The following is a 20,587-nucleotide window of genomic DNA, read 5'->3' on the forward strand; positions in this document are numbered from 1 at the left end:
GTTCGGGCTCAATGAAGACCTGCGCGGTGGCCGTGCGTTCTGTACTCAGGGACGGGCTCGAACACCCCAGCGGCTACCAAACTGCACGGGCCGGTCTGGCTACCTTTACGGCAGTCAAACTCTACCGCGACGGTCTGGATGGAAGATACAAGCGTGTTACTTGAGTTGCCCTCGTCTGTTGACTTGCCTCGAGCGATCGCCTGAAGTTCCCTTGAACTTCTGAAACAGGCAGACGTAGAGGTTGGGGGATTACCTTGTAGCGGTGCCGACCGTCGGCACGGCCTTGTCATCAAGCTGCCAGGGGAGTACGAATGCGGTATAAATACTGTATATTTAAACAGTATTTAAAGGCTGCACCATGGCGCATTCACCCGCTTTCCCCCTGTCCCTGCCGCCCGGCGTCTGGCAGGGGCGGGCCTGGGCTGCGGCGCAGCAGCGCGTGCAGCCCACGGGGCATGCGGCACTGGACGCCGAACTGCCGGGCGGCGGCTGGCCCTGCGGCGCCTTGAGCGAGCTGCTGCTGCCCCCCCATGCCGCTTGCGAATGGACGCTGCTCCTGCCCGCACTGGCCTGCCTGCTGCGGCAGGACGGCACCGGCCGTGCCGTGCTCGTCGCGCCGCCGCAGGAGCCCTTTGGTGCGGCCTTGCACGATGCCGGCGTGGCGGTGCAGCGGCTGTGCTGCATCCAGCCACCTGCGTGCGACCCTGGCGATGGTGCGGCGGCCTGGGCCTGCGAGCAGGCGCTGCGCTGCCGCGACGTGTGTGCTGTGCTGGCCTGGCTGCCCCAGGCCCGGGCGGCAACCCTGCGCCGCCTGCAGCTGGCTGCAGCTCAGCACCAGGCGCTGCTGTGGGTTTGCCGGCCGGCAGCGCAGGCAGCCCAGGCTTCGCCCGCACCGCTGCGCCTGGCGCTGCGGCACCAGGGCGAACAGTTGCAGGTGCAGGTGCTCAAGCGCCGCGGGCCGCCGCTGGACGTGCCGGTGTTGCTGCCGGCACGCAGCCCGGCACTGGCCGCCGCACTGCAGGCCCAGGCACGGCGGCGCGGGCGCATGCAGGCCGAGGCCCGCACGACGGAGGACGTTCGCCATGTACTGGCACGCCTGGCGCCTGCCCCCTGAGCCGCTGCCGCCGGGCGTGCCGGCGGCAGCGCAGGGCTGGTGGGCCCTGCGCTTCACGCCGCGCGTGGCGCTGCTGGATGAAGCCCTGCTGCTGGAAGTGCAAAGCACCGAGCGCCTGTGGGGCGGGCGCGCCGCCCTGCGCGCATTGCTGCGTGCGCAAGCCCCCGGCAGTGGGCCAGAGGCGGCGCAGGACTGGGCCGAGGGCCCCACCGCCCTCCAGGCCCTGGCCCTGCTGCGCCAGTCCCGCCTGGGTGGGCCGCCGCCCCGGCGCCTGCCGCACGATTTGCCCCTGGCCACGCTGACGGCACTGCGCCCGCATGCCCAGGCCCTGCAACACCTGGGCTGCCGCACCTGGGGCGCGCTGCGCGCCTTGCCGCGCGCGGGGGTGGCGCGGCGCTTTGGCGCCGCGTGCCTTGCCGCGCTCGACCAAGCCTGGGGTGATGCCCCCGAGGCGGCTGCCTGGATCGAGCTGCCCGCGCAGTTTGCGCTGGAGGTGGAGCTGCCCGCACTGGCCGAATCCAGCACCGCGCTGCTGCGCCCGGCCGAGCGCCTGCTGCTGGCCCTGCAAGGCTGGCTGCGCGCGCGCCACCAGGGCGTGCTGGCACTGGAACTGGCCTGGCGCCACGACCTGCGCCGCCACGATGGCGTGGAGCTGCCCCCCTGGCAGGCGCTGGTGCTGCGCACCGCCGAGCCGCAGCAGGACATGGCGCACCTGCGCCGCCTGCTGGCCGAGCGCCTGGGCCGCCAGCGGCTGGCCGCACCGGCGAGCCACGTGGCGCTGCGCAGCCTGCAGACCGCGCCCATGCCCGAGGCCAGCCACGGCCTGCTGCCGGCCGATCCGCATGCAGGGCAGGGCGTGCCCTGGCAGGAGCTGGTGGAGCGCCTCAGTGCCCGCCTGGGCCCCCAGGCCGTGCAGGTGCCCCAGCTGCATGCCGACCACCGCCCGGAGTGCATGCAGCGCTGGTACCCGGCGGTGCAGCCGCCACCCGTGGCTGCGCCGGCCCCCCGGGGGGCTTATGGGGGGCTGCTGCCGCCGTGGCTGCTGCGCCCGCCGCGGCCGCTGGCGCTGCGCGGCAGCCGCCCGTGCCTGCATGGCCAGCCGCTGCGTTTGCTGGCGGGCCCGCAGCGCGTAGAGGCCGGCTGGTGGGAGGCCGCCCCAGAGTCTGCGCAGAACGCGGTGCAGGACGCGGCAGGCAGCGCTGCGGCGCCGGGCCTGGTGCGGCGCGACTACTTCGTCGCCCACAACGCGGTGGCGGGCTGGGTGTGGGTGTTCCGCGACCGGGGCACGGGCGGCTGGTTTCTGCACGGGGTATACGCATGACGCTGCCCGGCTACGCCGAACTGCACGCGCTGAGCAACTTCAGCTTCCAGCGCGGCGCCTCGCATCCGGCCGAGCTGGTGCAGCGCGCGCACGCGTTGGGCTACGCCGCCCTGGCGCTGACCGATGAATGCTCGGTGGCCGGGGTGGTGCGCGCCCATACCGAGGCGCAGCGCCTGGGGCTGGCGTTCATTCCCGGCAGTGAATTTCGCTGGGGCCCCGTGTGCGTGGTGGCCTTGCCGCGCGATGTGCAGGGCTGGGGTGGCCTGTGCGAATTCATCACCGCGGCCCGCGCCCGCGCGCCCAAGGGCCGCTACGTGGTGGACGCGCAGTCGCCCTGGGCGCTGCTGCGCGGCTGCGAAGTGCTGCTGGCACCGTGCCGCGAGGCGTTTACCGATGCATCTGATTTGATAGCTGTCAGCGCTTGCCTGGAAAGCGCTAGAGCCCATTTTGACCCTGAACACTGCTGGCTGGCCGTGGCCCTGCACATGGCGTGCGACGACGCCCTGTGGCTGCACACCCTGGCGCAGGCGGGCGAGCGCCTGGGCCTGCCGCTGGTGGCCACGGGCGAGGTGCACATGCACTCGCGCGCGGCCAAGCCGCTGCAAGACGTCATCACCGCCGTGCGCCTGGGCTGCAGCGTGGCGCAATGCGGCCTGGCCCTGCAGCCCCATGCGGAAAAACGCCTGCGCCCGCGCAGCCAGCTGGCCGGCCTGTACCCACCGGCGCTGCTGGCGGCCACGCTCACCGTGGCGCAGCGCTGCACATTTAGCCTCGCGTCCATCCAGTACCGCTACCCGCTGGAGACGGTGCTGCCGGGCATGACCGCACGCCAGACGCTGGCCTGGCTCACCTGGGAGGGCGCCCGCGCACGCTACCCGCAGGGCGTGCCGCCCGCCGTGGCGGCGCAGATCACCAAGGAGCTGGACCTCATCGCCGAGTGCGGCTACGAGATGTACTTCCTCACCGTGCACGACATCGTGCGCTACGCGCGCAGCCAGGGCATCCTGTGCCAGGGGCGCGGGTCAGCGGCCAACTCGGCCGTGTGCTACGTGCTGGGCATCACGGCGGTTGATCCGGCGCATTCGCAGCTGCTGTTCGAGCGCTTCATCAGCCGCGAACGCCGCGAGCCGCCCGACATCGACGTCGATTTCGAGCACGACCGGCGCGACACCGTCATCCGGTACATCTACGGCAAATACGGGCGCGAGCGCGCTGCGTTGGCCGCCGCAGTCACCACCTACCGCACGCGCAGCGCCCTGCGCGACGTGGGCAAGGCTCTGGGCGTGGGCGCAGCGCTGGTCGATGCCTTCGCCAAAGAGCACCACTGGTTCGACGACGTGCTCGCCCCCGACCACCTGCAGGCCCTGGCCGTGCGCCTGGGTGAACCCCTGGGCGCACACACTGCCGCGCTGTGGCTGGAGCTGGCACGCCAGCTGCGCGGTTTTCCGCGCCAGCTGGGCCAGCACGTGGGCGGCTTCGTGCTCACCGAGGGCAAGCTCACCCGCCTGGTGCCGGTGGAGCCCACGGCCATGCCGGGGCGCTCCATCATCCAGTGGGACAAGGACGACCTCGACGACATGGGCCTGCTCAAGGTCGATGTGCTGGCCCTGGGTATGCTCAGCGCGCTGCGCCGCTGCCTGGACGCGCGCGCCGCCCTGCGTGGCGAGCGCTGGGGCCTGGCCGACATTCCGGGCGAAGACCCCGCCACCTACCGCATGATTTGTGCGGCCGACACCGTGGGCGTGTTCCAGATCGAAAGCCGCGCGCAGATGAGCATGCTGCCGCGCCTGGCGCCGCGCACCTTTTACGACCTGGTGGTGCAGGTTGCCATCGTGCGGCCCGGGCCCATCCAGGGCGGCATGGTGCACCCCTACCTGCACGCGCGCGCGCGCCAGCGCCGCCTGGTGCGCGCGGGCCACCCGGGACCGTTTCCGCTCGAATACCCGCAACTGGCCAACGCGCTGGAGCGCACGCTGGGCGTGCCCATCTTCCAGGAGCAGGTGATGCAGATCGCCATCGACGGCGCGGGCTTCACCCCCGGCGAGGCCGACGACCTGCGCCGTTCCATGGCCGCCTGGAAGCGCAAGGGCGGCGTGCACCGCTTCGAGGACAAATTCAAGCAGGGTCTGCTGGCCCACGGCTACCCGCAGGCGTTCGCCGACCAGCTGTTCCAGCAAATCCTGGGCTTTGGCGAATACGGCTTTCCCGAAAGCCACGCCCACAGCTTCGCGCTGCTGGCCTACGCCAGCAGCTGGCTCAAGCGGCACGAACCCGCGTGCTTTCTGGCCGCGCTGCTCAACGCACAGCCCATGGGCTTTTACGCCCCCGCGCAGCTGGTGCAAGACGCGCGCCGCCACGGTGTGCGCGTGCTGCCCGTCGATGTGACGCGTAGCGACGTGCCCTGCACGCTGGAGGAACCGTTGGCCCCCGTGCCCGGCGTGCAGGCGCCGCAGCCCGCCGTGCGGCTGGGCCTGTGCATGGTGGCCAACCTCGGGGGCGAAGCCGCCGCCCGCCTGGTGCAGGCGCGCCAGGCCCGGCCCTTTGCCAGCACCGAAGACCTGGCCCTGCGCGCCCGCCTGGGCCGCCCCGACCTGCAGGCCCTGGCGGCGGCCGATGCGCTGCATGCCCTCTCGGGCCACCGGCGCCAGCAAATGTGGGATGCCGCTGGCCAAACCGCCACCGGGCTGCACGCGCCGCCCCTGCTGCAGGGCACCCCGGTGCACGAAGCCCCCCTGGCGCTGCCCGCCGCGCCCGAGGGCGAAGACATCGTGTTTGACTACGCCGCCACCGGCCTCACGCTGCGCCGCCACCCGCTGGCCCTGCTGCGCGAGCGGCTGCAGCGCCGGGGCGTGGCCACCGCGCTGCAACTGCGCGCCGTGCCGCACGGGCGGTGCGTGCGCGCCTGCGGCATCGTCACCGTGCGCCAGCGCCCCGGCTCGGCCAAGGGCACGATGTTCGTCACCCTGGAAGACGAAACCGGGCCGGTCAACGTCATCGTCTGGCCCGCGCTGATCGAGCGCTGGCGCCCCGCGCTGCTGCGCGCCCGCCTGCTGGCCGTGGAGGGCGTGTGGCAAACCACTGGCGCCCCTGGCACGCCGACCGCCGTGCGCCACCTGGTGCTACAGCGCTGCAAAGACGTGACGCCACTGCTTGGCCGCCTGGCCTAGGCGCTGGACGGCAGCCGTGATTTCCATTGAACATCCCGCACCAGCTGAGCGCCTGTTTACGGTCTTTTCACAGTACCCGCAAGGCATCAAAAAGCCTTCTAGCGCTTGACTGGTAAGCGCTGGCAGCTCCTGAAAAAGGAGCTTTCGGCGCCTCTTGCCGACCACTGCGGCAGGGCCGCTGGGGTGCCGCGTCGTGCATATGCCGCATGGCCATGGGCCACGCCGTCACGGTGGCCGCGCGCGGCGTGCCGTCAGCGTGCAGGGGCCGCGCTGGGCAGGGGGCGCGGTGCGCGCGTGTGGCGCTGGCCGTTGAGCAGCGCGCCCACGGCGCTGTAGCGCACCAGCAGGTGGTAGCTGGCCAGGCTGAGGAGCGAGGTGGCCGCGATGTTGAGGCCGATCTTCGCCCCGGCCGGCCATTCCAGCCCGAACAGCAGCGCGCCGAAGCCGATGGTCATCGGCATGTGCACCAGGTAGACCCAGTAGGAGCTGTCGGCCAGGTAGCCCAGCCAGGCGCTGCGCCGGGGCACATGCGCCAGAAAGCCGCCGATGAGCGCTAGGCTCCAGCACCAGGCGGTGGCGTTGTAAGCCAGGGCCACGCCCAGGCGCAGCGCCTCGGGCAGGCCTTCGGCGGCGTGCGGCCGCGCCTCGAACAGTGCGCCGGTGGCGCAAAACAGCACCAGACCGGCACCGGCGTACCAGGACCAGCGCCGCACGTAGTGCGCCAGCAGTGCCTCGCGGTGTGCGTACAGGGCCAGCCCAAAGCCGTAGAACAGGCCGTTGTGCAGCCACTCGGTCCAGGGCGGCAGGAAGGCGCCGTTGGGCCGTAGCAGCCCGTCGGGGTAGAGCATGCCAGCGCCCGCCAGCGGCAGGGTCAGCAGCGCCAGCCCCCAGGGCGTGCGCCCGAGCCGCGCCATCACCCCGCCCAGCCAGCGCGGCGCTGCGGGCGCGAGGCGCGCCAGTGCGGCGTGGGCCAGGGCCGTACCCAGGCTGAGCCACAGCAGCATCCACAGGAACCACATGTGCATGGTGGAGGGGCCTGCGGGTGTGCTGGGGGCGGTTTGCATCAGCGCCGGGTCCAGGCCCCAGGTGCCGCGCGCCATGCGGTGCATGAAAGCCAGCGCCAGCACGCCGCACAGCGCGAAGAGAGGCGGCCAGAACAGCGCGAACGGCAGCGCCAGGCGCTGCAGGCGGTTGCGCACCATGGCGCGCGTGCCGCGCCGCGCGATCAGCAGGGCCACGAAAAAGCCCGCCAGGATGAAGAACACCGGCATGCGGAAGGCGTGGATGAAGGCCACCAGCAGGTCGGCCGCCGGGGTGGTCTGGTTGTCGCGCCAGGGCAGGGGCGAAGGGCCGGCGAGGTGGATTACCGCCACGTGCAGCACGATGCCGAGCCACATCATGGTGGCGCGCAGGTTGTCCAGGGCGTGTAGCCGCTCGGGGTGGGGCGGGGGGTGGGGCATGGTCGGCTCCGTAGGCATGGGGCCGACTCTAAGGCCTCACGTTGCGTGAGGGTCAAGCGCCATAAGAGTTGGCGGTTGCGGTTGCGGTTGCGGTGGCGCTGGCGACGGCAGCGCGGCGGCATGGCCGATGAAGGCCCGCACTTCCAGGCTCAGCAGGGCGCTGGACTGCAGCAGGGGCTCGGTGGTCCAGGCGTGCAGCAGCTTGGCGCGCAGGGCCGGGCAGTGGCCGCAGAGCTGGTCCATGAGGCGGCTCCAGTGCGCCACGGCGGCGAGCGCGGCGGGGCTGTCGGGGGCTTCGCCACGGGCCAGCAGGGCGGTCACTTCGTCTTCCAGTGCTTGCCAGTGCGCCAGCGGCACGAAGCCGATCTGCGCCATTTCTGCGCGTGTGAGGTGCCGCTGCAGCACCTGCATGCGCAGGGCGATGGCCCGCTCGACATAAGCCATCATGGCGCTGCTGGGGGCGTCGTTGATGTTGTGCGTGCTCGGCTCCTGGCGGTACATGTGGCCCCAGCGGTCCATCAGGTCCATGTCGCCGCCCATCCACTCCAGGATCAGCACCATCCAGCGGTGGGTGAGCTTTTGCACGGTGGGATCGCCAATGGGCAGGCCCTGGTGCATGGCTGCGTCCATCTGCGCGATCAGCGGGCGCCACTCGCTCTCGATCAGCGGCCAGCGCTCAAAAATGCGCCTGAGTTCGGCCGCGCTGAAGTACTTGCCGTAGGTGGACATGAGGGCCAGCGTTTCGAGCCAGTTGCCCATGTCGGGGGCCGCGCCCGCCACCATGCCATCGCGCATCAGGGCCAGGCGGCCGCGCAGTTCGGTGGCCTGCTGGATTTGCACGTCCAGCGCATGGATCTGCTGGGACAGTATGTGCTGAGGATCAAGCCGGTCGTCGCCCAGCAGCTCGCCGATATGGGCCAGCGGCAGCCCCATGTGGCGCAGCGCCTGGATGGCGTGCAGGCGCTGCACGTCGGTCTGGCTGTACAGGCGGTAGCCCGAGTCCGAGCGCTGCGACGGCGCGAGCAGTCCGATCTCGTCATAGTGGTGCAGCGTGCGCACCGTGAGGCCCGTGCGCCGCGCCAGCTCGCCGACCCTCAGCCGCATGCAGCGCTCAGCGGCGCACCGAGACCAGTTCCACCTCGAAGTGCAGCGTGGCGTTGGGCGGAATCACGTTGCCCGCGCCGCGCGCACCGTAGGCGATGGCCGGGGGGCAGGTCAGCTTGGCCTTGCCGCCCGGCTTCATGCGCTGCACGCCCTCGGTCCAGCAGGGGATGACGCGGTTCAGCGGGAACTCGGTAGGCTCGCCGCGCTTGTAGGAGCTGTCGAACTCCTTGCCATCGGGGAAGGTGCCGCGGTAGTGCACCTTCACGGTGTCGGTGGCCTTGGGCGATTCGCCCGTGCCTTCTTGCAGCACCTCGTACACCAGGCCAGAAGCCGTGGTCACGGGCGCAGTGGCGGGCGTGTTTTGCGCCCAGGCAGCGGGCGCGAGGAACAAGGCAGAGAGCAGGAAAGCAGGTAAGCGCATAGCAAACATCCAAAAAAACAAAGGCCCGATGGTAGGGCCTTTGGCGTAAGAAGGTGCCGTCGTCTGGGCTGCAGCAGCCCGCCCTGTTGTGCAACCCCACTCACGCCACAGGCAAACGGCGCGCTGCGCGCCAGGCCTTGCCAATGCGGTACGTGAACAGGGCAAACGCCAGGCACACCCCCACGTACAACAGCGCGTACAGCAAAAATGCCCCCGGCTGCTCAGCCCAGGTGATGTGCGTGGGCGCCGTAGCGTTCTTGGCATACACCGTGATGGCGCCACGCCATAACTGGCCCAGCGTAAACACGGCCATGGCCACCGAAGACGCCAAAAACACGCCCCAAAGCACAAGCAAGGCGCGTGCACCACGCGGCGAACGGGGTTGATGGGCCGAGGCTGGCATACCGCAAGGCATCACCGCCATGACTGGCGTGCGCTGTGTGAGGGGGCCGTGTTACTGCCGGGGCAGGGCGTATTTCATTTGGTACTCATCCGCCCAGGCCTGCACACAGGCCTGTAGGCATTGGCCGTTGGCGTTCTGCGTGGCCGGCACGGCCTTTCTGCACAAGTTCAGCGCCGCCTGCGGGTGCTGCAGCTCTTGGGGGCGTGAGGGATCAAAAACTTTCCGGCCCGCCTGGTGGCACGCCGCCTGATCGCCTTCCGGTGCGGCAGGTGCAGCGGGCGTGCCGCGCGAGGCTTGGGCCGCAGGCGCTGCCTGGGCCGGTGCCGTGCGCGTGGTGGGCTTCAGGACGGATTGCGCATCGGAGGGCGCACACGGCTTCTCTTGAAATGCCACCCCGCCACCGGCCTGCTTGCATTGGTAGATGGTGGCCGCCTGCACCTGGGGCCCGCTGGCCACGGCAAGCACCGCCAGGCCGATACAAAAGAGCTTGCCACGGGCCCGGGGCGGAATACACAGAGGTGCGAAAAACATAGCAGGCAAGGACATGGAAACAAAAAACCGCAGGCAGCCTGCGGCAAGAAACGATGAAACAACGTAGCCTAAAGCGCCCCACGGTTCATGCCGTGCAGCGCTGCAGGAATGATAGCGGCTAGCGCTTGCTACGTAAGGGCTGGAAGCCAAAAAGGGCTATAAAACGACGCAAAGCCAGTAGGCCAAGCCCAGAGAAACGGCAAGACCAGCGCTGAATAGCGCTTGAGAACTTTAATGCAGTTTGAAACAAATGGGGTTGTGGGTTGTGGGTTGTGGGTTGTGGGTTGTGGGTTGTTATTTTATTTAATCTCTATTGAATCTATTGTTGAAATTTATTTCTCGTGGGCTTAATATTTTTGCGAATGAATCCTTGTGCTTGATAAGAAAGTCTCCGAATTGCCTTTTGGACATGTGTGATATTTCTGTGTATAACTCATGAGAATCCCATTCCATGGCGCATATCTCTTTTGATTTTTCGAAAGTGGTTTTAAATGATTCGAGGTAAAGGGTTAGATCGAAATTTACGGGGCGGCCAACCAAATACCAGAATACGTTAATCGTTGCTATGACTTTTTGGTCTGGATTTTTTGGGAAGGTGGTTGGGTCAGGAGTCATCCAGTATTGTGATTTTTTGCTTTTAAATTTCGATGTAATTTTTTTTATTAATTCTTCGTTGATTTTTATTTTTAATGCTTCTTCTGGATCGATGTGTGTCAAATGTTTTGTTTCTTCTATTTTTAGTATTATTTCTTCGTTGTTTGGTGGTTCTTTTTTAATTATTTGGTTTTCCCATAATTCAAGTGCCTCGTTGTATTTTTCGAGTGCATTGAATTTTTTGAAATTTTGAAACCTTGATTTTATTTCTGATATGTATGAATCAATGAAAAATTGCTTGTCTTTGTTGTAAATTTTCAAAATTGTTTCTTTGTTGAGCATGTTTTTCTCAGTTTGTTGGATGAATTAAATTGTAGTCATGTGTGGATGGTTGGTTTGATGGGATTTTTTCCATCCTGGCTTGTGTGTAAAGAAAATTTTGGTTTCATTTTGGATTAATGAGTTGATTTGACAGATCTTTATATTTCTAAAAATCTATTGTCTTTTATTTTTTTGAATCAAAAAATTGCAAAGCGCATATTTATTAAATTTTATAAGTGCTATGAATTATTTTGTGAGGCAAGTTTATATGAGGATTGATCCCGGCATTTTGAGCCCGTTGGATGCGCTGTAAAGCACAAAGGCCCGTTTTCGGGCCTTTGTTGTGGGTGAGGGCTGCGCCCTCACAGCGCTGCTTCGGCGCCTTTACGCCAATTCGCTCACCGGCACGCAGCTGCAAAACAGGTTGCGGTCGCCGTACACGTTGTCCACGCGGCCTACGGGGCTCCAGTACTTGGTGTGGCGCAGGCTGGCCACGGGGTAGGCGGCGGTTTCGCGCGTGTAGGGGTGGGCCCAGTCGCCGGTGAGCAGGCTGGGGGCGGTGTGCGGGGCGTTTTTCAGCGGGTTGTCGTCTTGCGGCCAGGTGCCGTTTTCCACTTGGCGCACTTCCTCGCGGATGGCGATCATGGCGTCGATGAAGCGGTCCAGCTCGGCCAGGGTTTCGCTTTCGGTGGGCTCCACCATCAGCGTGTTGGCCACGGGGAAGCTCAGCGTGGGCGCGTGAAAGCCGTAGTCAATCAGGCGCTTGGCCACGTCTTCGGCCATCACGCCGCTGCTTTCCTTCAGGCCGCGCAGGTCGAGGATGCACTCGTGCGCCACATGGCCGTTGGCGCTGGCGTACAGCGTGGGGTAGTGGTCCTTCAGGCGCGCGCTGATGTAGTTGGCGCTCAAGATGGCGGCCTCGGTGGCGGCCGTCAGGCCCTCGGCGCCCATCATGCGGATGTACATCCACGAGATGGGCAGCACCGCGGCGTTGCCCAGCGGCGCGGCGCTCACGGCGCCGGTGCCACCTGTAACACCTGCCGTGGCGTGGCCGGGCAGGTAGGGCACGAGGTCTGCCACCACGCACACCGGGCCTACACCGGGGCCGCCGCCGCCGTGCGGAATGCAGAAGGTTTTGTGCAGGTTCAGGTGGCTTACGTCGCCGCCAAACTCGCCGGGCGCGGCCACGCCGACCAGGGCGTTCATGTTCGCGCCGTCCACGTACACGCGGCCACCGTGGCGGTGCACCAGCTCGCACAGCTCTTTCACCTGGGTTTCAAACACGCCGTGCGTGCTGGGGTAGGTAATCATCACGCAGGCGAGGTTCTGGCTGTGCTGCTCGCACTTGGCTTGCAAATCCTGCATGTCCACGTTGCCGTTTTCATCGCACTTGGTAACGACAACCTGCATGCCCACCATCTGCGCGCTGGCCGGGTTGGTGCCGTGCGCGCTGCTGGGGATCAGGCAGACGGTGCGGTGGCCCTGGCCTTGCGCCGCGTGGTAGGCCTTGATGGCCAGCAGGCCGGCGTATTCGCCCTGGCTGCCCGCGTTGGGCTGCAGGCTCACGCCCGCGTAGCCCGTGGCCTGGCACAGCCAGGCGCGCAGTTGCTCGTCCAGCTGGCGGTAGCCTTGCAGTTGCTCTGCCGGGGCAAAGGGGTGCACGTTGGCAAACTCGGGCCAGGTGATGGGGATCATCTCGCTGGTGGCGTTGAGCTTCATGGTGCACGAGCCCAGCGGGATCATGCTGCGGTCCAGCGCCAGGTCTTTGTCGGACAGCGCGCGGATGTAGCGCAGCATGCCCGTCTCAGAGTGGTGCGTGTTGAACACCGGGTGCGTGAGGAAGCTGCTGGTGCGCGCCAGGCTGGCCGGGATGAGGCTGGCAGCGCTGGCCTCCAGCTGTTCCACGCTGGGTTGTGCGGCTTGCGGGGCAAAGGCCTGCCACAGCAGCGCCAGGTCAGCGCGCGTGGTGGTTTCGTCCAGCGACACGCCCACGCATTGGCCGCGCAGGGAGCGCAGGTTGATGCCCGCGTCTTGCGCGCGCTGCAGCACGGCCTGCGCGGCGGCGGCGCTGCCCAGGTCCACGGTGAGGGTGTCGAACGCGCTGGCGTGCAGCGGCGCCAGGCCCAGCTGCTTCAGGCCTGCCGCCAGGATGGCGGTGAGGCGCGCCACGCGCTGGGCAATGCGCGTGAGGCCCTGCGGGCCGTGGTACACGGCGTACATGCTGGCAATCACGGCGGGCAGCACCTGCGCGGTGCAGATGTTGGAGGTGGCTTTCTCGCGGCGGATGTGCTGCTCGCGCGTTTGCAGCGCCAGGCGGTAGGCGGGCTGGCCGTGTACGTCCACGCTCACGCCCACCAGGCGGCCGGGCAGGCTGCGCTTGTAGTCGTCACGGCAGGCCATGAAGGCGGCGTGCGGGCCGCCCGCGCCCATGGGCATACCAAAGCGCTGCGTGGTGCCCACCACAATATCGGCGCCCATCTCGCCCGGGGCCTTGAGCAGCGTCAGGGCCAGCAGGTCGGCGGCGAGGATGAAGGCGGCGCCCTTGGTGTGGATGAGGTCGGCGCTTTGCTGCCAGTCGGCCAGCCAGCCGCTGGAGCCAGGGTACTGGTTGAGAGCAGCAAAGTAGTCGTCTTGCGCAATGGCGGCCAGCCATTCGTCGCCGGAGCGGATGACCTTGACGCTGATGCCCAGCGGCGCAGCGCGCGTCTGGATGACCTCGATGGTCTGCGGGTGGCAGTCGCCCGAGACGATGAACACGTTGCCCTTGGCCTTGACCGAGCGCTTGGCCAGCGTCATGGCTTCGGCGGCGGCGGTGGCTTCGTCGAGCATGGAGGCGTTGGCAATCGGCATGGCGGTGAGGTCGCACACCATGGTCTGGAAGTTCACCAGCGCTTCCATGCGGCCTTGCGAAATCTCGGCCTGGTAGGGCGTGTAGGCGGTGTACCAGGCGGGGTTTTCCAAAATGTTGCGCAGGATGACGCCCGGTGTGTGCGTGCCGTAGTAGCCCTGGCCGATGAAGTTCTTCAGCAGGCGGTTTTGGCTGGCAATGGCTTTCAGCTCAGCCAGCGCGGCGGCTTCGGTGACGGGGGCAGGCAAGTCCATGCCACGGCTGCGCGCGATGGAGCGCGGCACGATGGAGTCGATCAGCGCGCGGCGCGAGGCTTCGCCGATGACGGAGAGCATGTGCGCCTCGTCAAAGGCGTCGATGCCGATGTGGCGGGGCTGAAATTCGGCGGCGTTTTCCAGCGCGGACAGGGACGGGGCGGCAGGCGCGTTCATGGGGCCAATCTCGGGGTGCTATTAAAAAGAAGCTGCTGGCGCTTGCTAGTAAAAGGCTTGAGGACTATTTCGTTCTCAAACCCTTTATCAGCAAGCGCTGGCAGCTATGGTTTTTGGGGCTGTGGCGCTCAGGCGCTGGCCGCGAAGCTGGTGTAGGCGGTTTCGTCCATCAGGCCGTCGAGTTCGCCCGCGTTGGCGAGCTTGACCTTGAAGAACCAGCCCGCGCCCAGCGGGTCGCTGTTGGCCAGCGAGGGGTCGGCGCGCAGGGCTTCGTTGACTTCAACGATTTCGCCCGTGACGGGCATGTACACGTCGGCGGCGGCCTTCACCGACTCGACCACGCCAGCCACTTCGCCCTGGGCGAAGGTCTTGCCGACTTCGGGCAGGTCGACGAACACCACGTCGCCCAGTGCGTCCTGTGCGTGCACGGTGATGCCCACCACCGCAGCGGCGGTGTCGGCGGCGTTGATCCACTCATGGTCTTTGGAGAATTTGATGCTCATGGGGAAGCTCCAGGGGAAAAAGGAAGAAAAGGGTTTTTTCGAGAAGGGCCAGGGTGCACTGTAGCCGCCCCAAGGGCGGCTACCGCCGCCGCTTAGCCGCGGTAGTAGCGCGTGGGCACGAAGGGCGTGGGGGCCACCACCATGGGCACGGGCTTGCCGCGCACCATGGCAAAGACCTCGGTGCCGGGCGCGGCGTAGTCGGGCTGCACGTAGGCCAGCGCGATGGGCTGGTTCAGCGTGGGGCTGAGCAGCCCGCTGGTGACCTGGCCGATGGCCTGGCCGTCCATGTTCTCCAGCACGGCGGGCTCGCGCACGGGCACGCGTTCCTTGGCGATCAGGCCCACACGCTTGCGCGTGAGCTGGGCCGGGTCGTCGATTTGCGCCAGCACCTTGTCGGCGCCGGGGAAGCCGCCAGCGCGTGCACCGCCGGTGCGGCGCACTTTCTGGATGGCCCAGTTCAGAGCGCCCTCGGCCGGCGTGGTGGTGGTGTCGATGTCGTTGCCGTACAGGCACAGGCCGGCTTCCAGGCGCAGCGAGTTTCGTGCACCCAGGCCGATGGGCTTCACCTCGGGCTGCGCCAGCAGCACGCGCGCCAGCGCTTCGGCCTGCGCGCTGGGCACGGAGATTTCAAAGCCGTCTTCGCCGGTATAGCCGCTGCGCGTGATGAAGAGTTCCACGCCGCTCCATGCAAAGCTGCCGCCGCTCATGAAGACGAGTTTTTCCACGCCGGGCACCAGGCGCGCCAGCGCCGCAGCGGCCTGGGGGCCTTGCAGCGCCAGCAGGCCGTGGTCGGGCATGGGCACCACCTGGCAGCGGCCGCCGATGCGTGCCTGGATGTGGGCAATGTCGCCCACCTTGCAGGCGCCGTTGACGATCACGAACAAGGTGTTGCAGCCCTGGTTGAAGAACATCAGGTCGTCCATGATGCCGCCCTCGTCGTTGAGCAGTAGGCCGTAGCGCTGCTTGCCTTCGGGCAGGCCCACCACGTCCACCGGCACCAGGGTCTCGAAGGCGGCGGCGGCGTCGGGGCCGACGAGCTTGAGCTGGCCCATGTGCGAGACGTCGAACAGGCCCGCCGCCTGGCGCGTGTGCAGGTGCTCGGCCATCAGGCCGGCGGGGTACTGCACGGGCATGGAGTAGCCCGCGAAGGGCACCATGCGGGCACCGAGTTCGATGTGCAGGGCGTTGAGGGGCGTGGTCAGCAGGGGGGCGGCAGGGGCGGACAAGGTGCGTGTCTCCAGGGCAAATGCGGGCCATGGCCGGGGGCCATGGAATTTGCCCTGCTGTCCTCTTTACCTGAGAGATTCACCCCGCCGCTGCAATGCAGGGGGGCTTGCTCCTTCGGTGGGCCGCGTCGCTGCGGCGGCCTCTCTCCAGCAAGGGAACGCCCGTGTCGCCACGGGCGCTTGGCCAGTCCTTTTGCCTGAGCGTTCGGCGGTTGCCTGCGCCTTCGGCGGTGCCGCTCACCGGGTGTGGCGGGGCACTCTCTCCTGACGAATCGCGCGAGTATAGCGGCTGCCGCGCGCGTCCAGTCCGCGCCCCATGAAACCGGCGCGGCCCATGCCAGCCGACGCCGCGCAAGGGCCGCCCCGCCGCGCTGAGCATGAGTCCCCCTTCCCGAATGGCGCAGCCATTCGAGAGAAGGGAGAGGCGGCGCAGCCGCTTGGGGTTGTGTCCTTTGCCGCGCAGGCCAGCAGATAGTCGATGCAGGTGCGTACGGCGCGGGTCTGGTGGCGGTCGGGCATGTACAGCAGGTACATGCGCGTGCCGAAGATGCTCAGGCGCCAGTCCTGCAGCGTGGTCAGCACCTCGCCGCTGGCCACTTCGGCCTGCACCACGTAGTCGGGCACCAGGCCCACGCCCAGGCCCGCCAGGATGGCAGAGCGCAGGAACGGGAAGTGCTCGGAGATCAGCGTTGGTTCGAGCAGCACCTCGTGCCGCGCGCTGCCCTGGTACGCCGACAGGCGCAGCTGCCGCCCCACGGCGCCCGAGGTGATGATGGGCGCGCCCTGCAGGTCCTGCAGCGTGCGCGGCAGCGTATGGGCCTGGCACCAAGAGCGCGCGGCGCAGGCCAGGTAGCGCACATCGCCCAGGCTGCGCGCCACCAGCGAGGGCGGGGGCTCCTGGATCACGCGGATGGCGATGTCCACCTCATCGCGCAGGTTGTCGGCGCGGTTCTCGAACAGTACGTCGAGCACGATGCCGGGGTACTGGCGCTTGAATGCGATGAGCCAGTCGGCCATCACCATCTGGCCGTAGCCGCTGGGCACGCTGATGCCCACGCGCCCCTGCAGCTCCTGCCCTAGGCTGGTAACGGTTTCGCGCGCCGCCAGCATCTCGTTGCGGATGGTGCGGCCATGGGCGTACAGGCGCAGGCCAGCCTCGGTGGGCTCCATGCGCCGTGTGGTGCGCCGCAGCAGCTGGACACCCACCGATTTTTCCAGCTGCGCCAGGTGGTAGCTGACGTTGGCGCGCGTCATCTTGAGCTTGCGCGCGGCCTGGCTCAGGTTGCCGCAGTCCACGATATCCACGAGCAGGCTCAGCGAGGTCAGATCCATGGGCTTGATCGTCAAATGATGCTTGACGGCTTGTCAATCGAAAGGGTGATTGTAAAAAGCGTTTCGACTCCACAGAATGGCGGCATCTGTTGCATTACCCGGAGACTTGCCCATGCCCGCTTCCCCCGCCACCGCAGAGCTGCAGCGCCTTGAAGAAGACGGCCTGGCGCACGCCGCGTTTGCCGAGCGCGAGGCGGTCAACGTGCCTGAGGCGCAGGCCGCCGCGCCGCGCCCCATTGCGCGCGTGGCGGTGATTGGCGGCGGCACCATGGGCGCGGGCATTGCCGTATCGGCACTCAATGCCGGTTTGACCGTGACCATGGTCGAGCGCGACGCCGAAGCCATCGCGCGTGGCCGGGCCAATGTGGAGAAGGTTTACGACGGCCTGATCGCCAAGGGCCGCATGACCGCGCAGGACAAGGCTGCCACCATGGCCCGGTTCACGCCCGCCACGGACTATGAGGCTGCGTGCGACGCCGATCTGGTGATCGAGGCGGTGTTCGAGGACCTGGCGGTCAAGCAGGCCGTGTTCCAGGCGCTGGACCGAGTGTGCCAGCCCGGTGCGGTGCTGGCCACCAACACCTCGTACCTCGACATCAACGCCATTGCCGCCGCCACTGCGCGGCCGCAGGACGTGATAGGCCTGCACTTTTTCAGCCCGGCGCACATCATGAAGCTGCTGGAGATCGTGGTGCCGGCCCAGGTGGCGCCCGACGTGGTGGCCACCGCCTTTGCGCTGGCCCAGACGCTGCGCAAGACGCCCGTGCGCGCCGGCGTGTGTGACGGTTTCATTGGCAACCGCATTCTGGCCGTGTACAAGCAGGCGGCTGACTACCTCATGGAAGACGGTGCCTCGCCCTACGAAATTGATGCGGCCGTGCGCGCTTTTGGCTACCCCATGGGGCCGTTCCAGGTGACGGACCTGGCGGGTGGCGACATTGGCTGGGCCATGCGCAAACGCCGCCGCAGCGCAGCGCTGGCCGCGGGCACTCCCCCTGGGCGCTACGTGGAGGTGGCGGACCGCATCTGCGAGCGCGGCTGGTTCGGCCAGAAGACGGGGCGCGGCTTTTACCTGTACCCCCACGGCACGCGCACGCGCACGGGCGAGCCCGACCCCGAGGTGCTGGCCATTGTCGCGGCCGAACGCGCCCGCAAGGGCATCACGCCGCGAGCCTTTACGCCGGAAGAAATCATGCGCCGCTACATGGCTGCCATGGTCAACGAAGGCGCCAAGGTGGTGGAGGAAGGCATTGCGCTGCGCCCGCTCGATGTGGATGCGACCTTCCTGGCTGGCTACGGTTTTCCGCGCTGGCGCGGCGGCCCCATGCACTGGGCCGACACGGTGGGGCTGGACACGGTGCTGGCTGACATCGAGGCTTTTGCCCGGGAGGATGCGCTGTTCTGGACGCCCGCACCCTTGCTGCGCCAGCTGGTGGCCGCAGGCCGCAACTTCGCCAGCCTGAACCACGCCTCCCGCCATAAAGCGCAGTGACCCCGGGTGCTGGTCAAAGACCAAGCGCCCCGGCGGGCGGTAACCTGCCGGGGCCTTGCCATGCCGTGCGCTCCGGTAAGAGCGCCTCGATGCAGGCAAGTATGCCGCCGCACGCGCGGATGGATTTGCTGAAATTCTGTAAAAAAGCGCTGATTACAGAAAATATTTCTGCGCAGCCTTGAATTGAAGAACAATCCGGGCCATGGATCGCCTGGACAGAAAAATTCTCTCGGTGCTGCAGCACAACGCGCGCGCCAGCCTGCAAGACATCGGCGCTGCCGTGGGCCTGAGCCCTTCGCCATGCTGGGCGCGCATCCGCAAGATGGAGGAGGCCGGCGTCATCGAGGGCTACACCGTGCGCCTGAACCCGCAGGCGCTGGGGCTCTCCGACACGGTGCTGCTCATGGTCACGCTCGACAGCCACTCCGACAACACGCTGGAGAAGTTCGGCGAGGCGCTGGCCACGATTCCCGAGGTGGTCGAGGCGCACCTGGTGTCGGGCGGGTATGACTACCTGCTGCGCGTGGTGGTGAAGGACACGCGCGATTACGAGCGCCTGCTGCGCGAGAAGCTCTACAAAATCAAGGGCATACGGCACAGCCAGTCGAGCTTCGTGCTGCGCACCCTCAAGCGAGCCGACCTGCCGCTGGGGCTGTAGGCCATCGGCCATAGGTGAATGGCGGGCGGTGCCACGGAACCTTTGCGTGCGCTGGCAAGTAGTCCTAAAACAATAGCTGCCAGCGCTTATCCAGTAAAGTCTAGAGGCTGATTTTGTGCCTTAAATTCAGTGCGGCTCGGGGTGCACGCGCATCTCAGCCAAGGGCACGATGCGCGTGCCTTTGGCCCAGCGGTAGCCGAACCAGATGAGGAAGAACAGCGGCAGGCCGACATAGGTGGCGACCACGCCGGTCCAGTCGATGCGCTCTTGCATGAATGCCTGGTAGTTCTGGCCCAGGGTGATGACCAGGCACAGGACGAAGGCGAAGATCGGGCCGAAGGGGAACGAGGTGGTGCGGTAGGGCAGGGCGTTCAGGTCCAGCCCTTGCAGTTCGTAGGCCTTGCGGAAGCGGTAGTGGCTGATGGCGATGCCCAGCCAGGCGATGAAGCCCGTCATGCCCGAAAGGTTGAGCAGCCAGATGTAGACCACCTGCGGGCTGAAGATGTTGGTCAGGAAGCACAAGCCGGCCACGGCGGTGGTGGCCAGCAGCGCCATCACCGGCACGCCGTTGGCGCTAACGCGCGCGAAGATGCGTGGCGCCATGCGCTGGCACGCCAGGGTGTAGAGCATGCGCGTGGAGGCGTACATGCCCGAGTTGCCCGCCGAGAGCACCGAGGTCAGTACCACGGCGTTCATCACCGCCGCCGCCGAGAGCAGGCCCGCGCGCTCGAACACCAGCGTGAAGGGGCTGACGCTGATGTCGCCCAGGTCGTTCTTCAGCAACTGCGGGTCGGTGTAGGGGATGAGCAGGCTGATGACCAGGATGGCGAAGACGTAGAACAGCAGAATGCGCCAGAACACCTGGCGCACGGCGCGCGGAATGTTCTTGGCCGGGTCTTGCGACTCGCCAGCGGCAATGCCGATCAGCTCGGTGCCCTGGAACGAGAAGCCAACGATCATGGCCACGCCGATGAGCGCGGAGAAGCCCCCGGCGAACGGTGCATCGCCCTGCGTCCACAGCGCCAGGTTGCCCCACAGGCCCTCGGGTGCGCCGCCGCGCAGGATGCCCAGCACCATCAGCAGGCCCAGGCCGATGAAGACGATGACGGTCACCACCTTGATGGCGGCGAACCAGTACTCCGCTTCGCCGAAGCCCTTCACCGAGATGGCGTTGAGCGCGAACATGATGGCCAGGAACACCGCGCTCCAGAGCACGCCGTTGCCCCCCGGAAACCAGTAGGCCATCACAAGCTGCGCCGCCACCAGATCGACCGCGATGGTCACGGCCCAGTTGTACCAGTAGTTCCAGCCCAGGGCGAAGCCGAAGCCTTCGTCCACGTAGCGCGCGCCGTAGGTGGAAAACGAGCCCGAGACGGGCAGGTACGCCGCCATCTCGCCCAGGCTGGTCATCAGGAAGTACACCATCAGGCCCACGACCATGTAGGCCAGCACGGCGCCGCCGGGGCCGGCCTGCGAGATGGTGGCGCCCGAGGCCACGAAGAGGCCGGTGCCAATGGAGCCGCCGATGGCAATCATCGACAGGTGGCGTGCCTTGAGGGCGCGGCGCAGTTCGCCGGTGGTGGAGGTGCTGGCACTCATGGGTGGTGGGGTGCGGTGGAGCGCGGCGGGTGCTGCCGGGGGGTGGAGACCGCTGCGCCGGG

The 20,587-nt window shown here is 67.1% G+C and carries 14 protein-coding genes, 2 pseudogenes and 2 riboswitches; of the genes and pseudogenes, 5 read left to right on the top strand and 11 right to left on the bottom strand.

Annotated features, from left to right (window positions below; all coding sequences use genetic code 11):
• Positions 1-358: 358 nt before the first annotated feature.
• The 3 genes from imuA to BN2503_RS15220 are packed head-to-tail and all read left to right on the top strand — an operon-like array spanning position 359 to position 5,602.
• Positions 359-1,114, top strand: coding sequence for a translesion DNA synthesis-associated protein ImuA (gene imuA, locus BN2503_RS15210; protein ID WP_054257490.1), 756 nt, complete (start codon positions 359-361; stop codon positions 1,112-1,114).
• Positions 1,083-2,435, top strand: a complete 1,353-nt coding sequence (locus BN2503_RS15215; RefSeq protein WP_054257491.1) for a DNA polymerase Y subunit UmuC family protein — start codon at positions 1,083-1,085, stop codon at positions 2,433-2,435. The genes imuA and BN2503_RS15215 overlap by 32 nt, the downstream gene beginning before the upstream one ends.
• On the top strand, positions 2,432-5,602 hold the full coding sequence (locus tag BN2503_RS15220) for an error-prone DNA polymerase (protein ID WP_054257492.1): 3,171 nt from the start codon (positions 2,432-2,434) through the stop codon (positions 5,600-5,602). Before BN2503_RS15215 ends, BN2503_RS15220 begins: the two co-directional genes overlap by 4 nt.
• 251 nt (positions 5,603-5,853) lie before the next feature.
• On the opposite strand, the gene BN2503_RS15225 is transcribed toward BN2503_RS15220, so the two are convergent.
• From BN2503_RS15225 to BN2503_RS15265, 10 genes and pseudogenes are all read right to left on the bottom strand, one after another.
• Complete coding sequence (locus BN2503_RS15225; RefSeq protein ID WP_054257509.1) at positions 5,854-7,062, bottom strand: acyltransferase family protein; 1,209 nt, start codon at positions 7,060-7,062, stop codon at positions 5,854-5,856.
• A 36-nt stretch (positions 7,063-7,098) separates the two neighbouring features.
• Positions 7,099-8,166, bottom strand: a complete 1,068-nt coding sequence (locus BN2503_RS15230; RefSeq protein ID WP_054257493.1) for a MerR family transcriptional regulator — start codon at positions 8,164-8,166, stop codon at positions 7,099-7,101.
• 7 nt (positions 8,167-8,173) lie between these two features.
• Complete coding sequence (locus BN2503_RS15235) at positions 8,174-8,587, bottom strand: FKBP-type peptidyl-prolyl cis-trans isomerase (RefSeq protein WP_054257510.1); 414 nt, start codon at positions 8,585-8,587, stop codon at positions 8,174-8,176.
• A gap of 100 nt (positions 8,588-8,687) precedes the next feature.
• A complete protein-coding gene (locus tag BN2503_RS15240) occupies positions 8,688-8,900 on the bottom strand; it encodes a hypothetical protein (RefSeq protein ID WP_054257494.1) in 213 nt (70 codons plus the stop codon).
• A 141-nt stretch (positions 8,901-9,041) separates the two neighbouring features.
• Positions 9,042-9,521 carry a DUF4124 domain-containing protein gene (locus BN2503_RS15245; RefSeq protein WP_054257495.1) on the bottom strand — a complete coding sequence of 160 codons (480 nt, stop codon included), beginning with the start codon at positions 9,519-9,521 and terminating at the stop codon, positions 9,042-9,044.
• A gap of 303 nt (positions 9,522-9,824) precedes the next feature.
• Positions 9,825-10,457, bottom strand: coding sequence for a hypothetical protein (locus BN2503_RS20145; protein ID WP_139235534.1), 633 nt, complete (start codon positions 10,455-10,457; stop codon positions 9,825-9,827).
• Between the two features lie 363 nt (positions 10,458-10,820).
• On the bottom strand, positions 10,821-13,715 hold the full coding sequence (gene gcvP, locus BN2503_RS15250; protein WP_054257496.1) for an aminomethyl-transferring glycine dehydrogenase: 2,895 nt from the start codon (positions 13,713-13,715) through the stop codon (positions 10,821-10,823).
• Positions 13,716-13,843: 128 nt separating this feature from the next.
• The gene (gcvH, locus tag BN2503_RS15255; protein WP_054257497.1) at positions 13,844-14,218 is read right to left on the bottom strand and encodes a glycine cleavage system protein GcvH; all 375 of its coding nucleotides are present in this window, start codon (positions 14,216-14,218) and stop codon (positions 13,844-13,846) included.
• A gap of 92 nt (positions 14,219-14,310) precedes the next feature.
• Positions 14,311-15,444, bottom strand: coding sequence for a glycine cleavage system aminomethyltransferase GcvT (gcvT, locus tag BN2503_RS15260; RefSeq protein ID WP_054257498.1), 1,134 nt, complete (start codon positions 15,442-15,444; stop codon positions 14,311-14,313).
• A gap of 47 nt (positions 15,445-15,491) precedes the next feature.
• Positions 15,492-15,605: riboswitch (glycine riboswitch) on the bottom strand.
• 14 nt (positions 15,606-15,619) lie between these two features.
• Positions 15,620-15,721: riboswitch (glycine riboswitch) on the bottom strand.
• Positions 15,722-15,864: 143 nt separating this feature from the next.
• Positions 15,865-16,776 (bottom strand): annotated as a pseudogene (locus BN2503_RS15265) (LysR family transcriptional regulator); the annotation flags it as partial.
• 160 nt (positions 16,777-16,936) lie between these two features.
• On the opposite strand from BN2503_RS15265, the pseudogene BN2503_RS15270 reads away from it, so the two are divergent.
• Positions 16,937-18,268, top strand: a pseudogene (locus BN2503_RS15270) (3-hydroxyacyl-CoA dehydrogenase); the annotation flags it as partial.
• 202 nt (positions 18,269-18,470) lie between these two features.
• On the top strand, positions 18,471-18,926 hold the full coding sequence (locus BN2503_RS15275; protein WP_054257499.1) for an Lrp/AsnC family transcriptional regulator: 456 nt from the start codon (positions 18,471-18,473) through the stop codon (positions 18,924-18,926).
• Between the two features lie 126 nt (positions 18,927-19,052).
• On the opposite strand, the gene BN2503_RS15280 is transcribed toward BN2503_RS15275, so the two are convergent.
• Complete coding sequence (locus BN2503_RS15280; protein WP_054257500.1) at positions 19,053-20,525, bottom strand: amino acid permease; 1,473 nt, start codon at positions 20,523-20,525, stop codon at positions 19,053-19,055.
• Positions 20,526-20,587 lie beyond the last annotated feature (62 nt).

The sequence above is a fragment of the Paenacidovorax caeni genome (assembly GCF_001298675.1).
In the GTDB taxonomy this organism is placed as follows: domain Bacteria; phylum Pseudomonadota; class Gammaproteobacteria; order Burkholderiales; family Burkholderiaceae_C; genus Paenacidovorax; species Paenacidovorax caeni.

Bases quoted from the DNA above. Each gene is read 5' to 3' on its own strand.
- imuA (WP_054257490.1), top strand. From the start codon at position 359: ATGGCGCATTCACCCGCTTTCCCCCTGTCCCTGCCGCCCGGCGTCTGG.
- BN2503_RS15215 (WP_054257491.1), top strand. From the start codon at position 1,083: ATGTACTGGCACGCCTGGCGCCTGCCCCCTGAGCCGCTGCCGCCGGGC.
- BN2503_RS15220 (WP_054257492.1), top strand. From the start codon at position 2,432: ATGACGCTGCCCGGCTACGCCGAACTGCACGCGCTGAGCAACTTCAGC.
- BN2503_RS15225 (WP_054257509.1), bottom strand. From the start codon at position 7,062: ATGCCCCACCCCCCGCCCCACCCCGAGCGGCTACACGCCCTGGACAAC.
- BN2503_RS15230 (WP_054257493.1), bottom strand. From the start codon at position 8,166: ATGCGGCTGAGGGTCGGCGAGCTGGCGCGGCGCACGGGCCTCACGGTG.
- BN2503_RS15235 (WP_054257510.1), bottom strand. From the start codon at position 8,587: ATGCGCTTACCTGCTTTCCTGCTCTCTGCCTTGTTCCTCGCGCCCGCT.
- BN2503_RS15240 (WP_054257494.1), bottom strand. From the start codon at position 8,900: ATGGCCGTGTTTACGCTGGGCCAGTTATGGCGTGGCGCCATCACGGTG.
- BN2503_RS15245 (WP_054257495.1), bottom strand. From the start codon at position 9,521: ATGTTTTTCGCACCTCTGTGTATTCCGCCCCGGGCCCGTGGCAAGCTC.
- BN2503_RS20145 (WP_139235534.1), bottom strand. From the start codon at position 10,457: ATGCTCAACAAAGAAACAATTTTGAAAATTTACAACAAAGACAAGCAA.
- gcvP (WP_054257496.1), bottom strand. From the start codon at position 13,715: ATGAACGCGCCTGCCGCCCCGTCCCTGTCCGCGCTGGAAAACGCCGCC.
- gcvH (WP_054257497.1), bottom strand. From the start codon at position 14,218: ATGAGCATCAAATTCTCCAAAGACCATGAGTGGATCAACGCCGCCGAC.
- BN2503_RS15275 (WP_054257499.1), top strand. From the start codon at position 18,471: ATGGATCGCCTGGACAGAAAAATTCTCTCGGTGCTGCAGCACAACGCG.
- BN2503_RS15280 (WP_054257500.1), bottom strand. From the start codon at position 20,525: ATGAGTGCCAGCACCTCCACCACCGGCGAACTGCGCCGCGCCCTCAAG.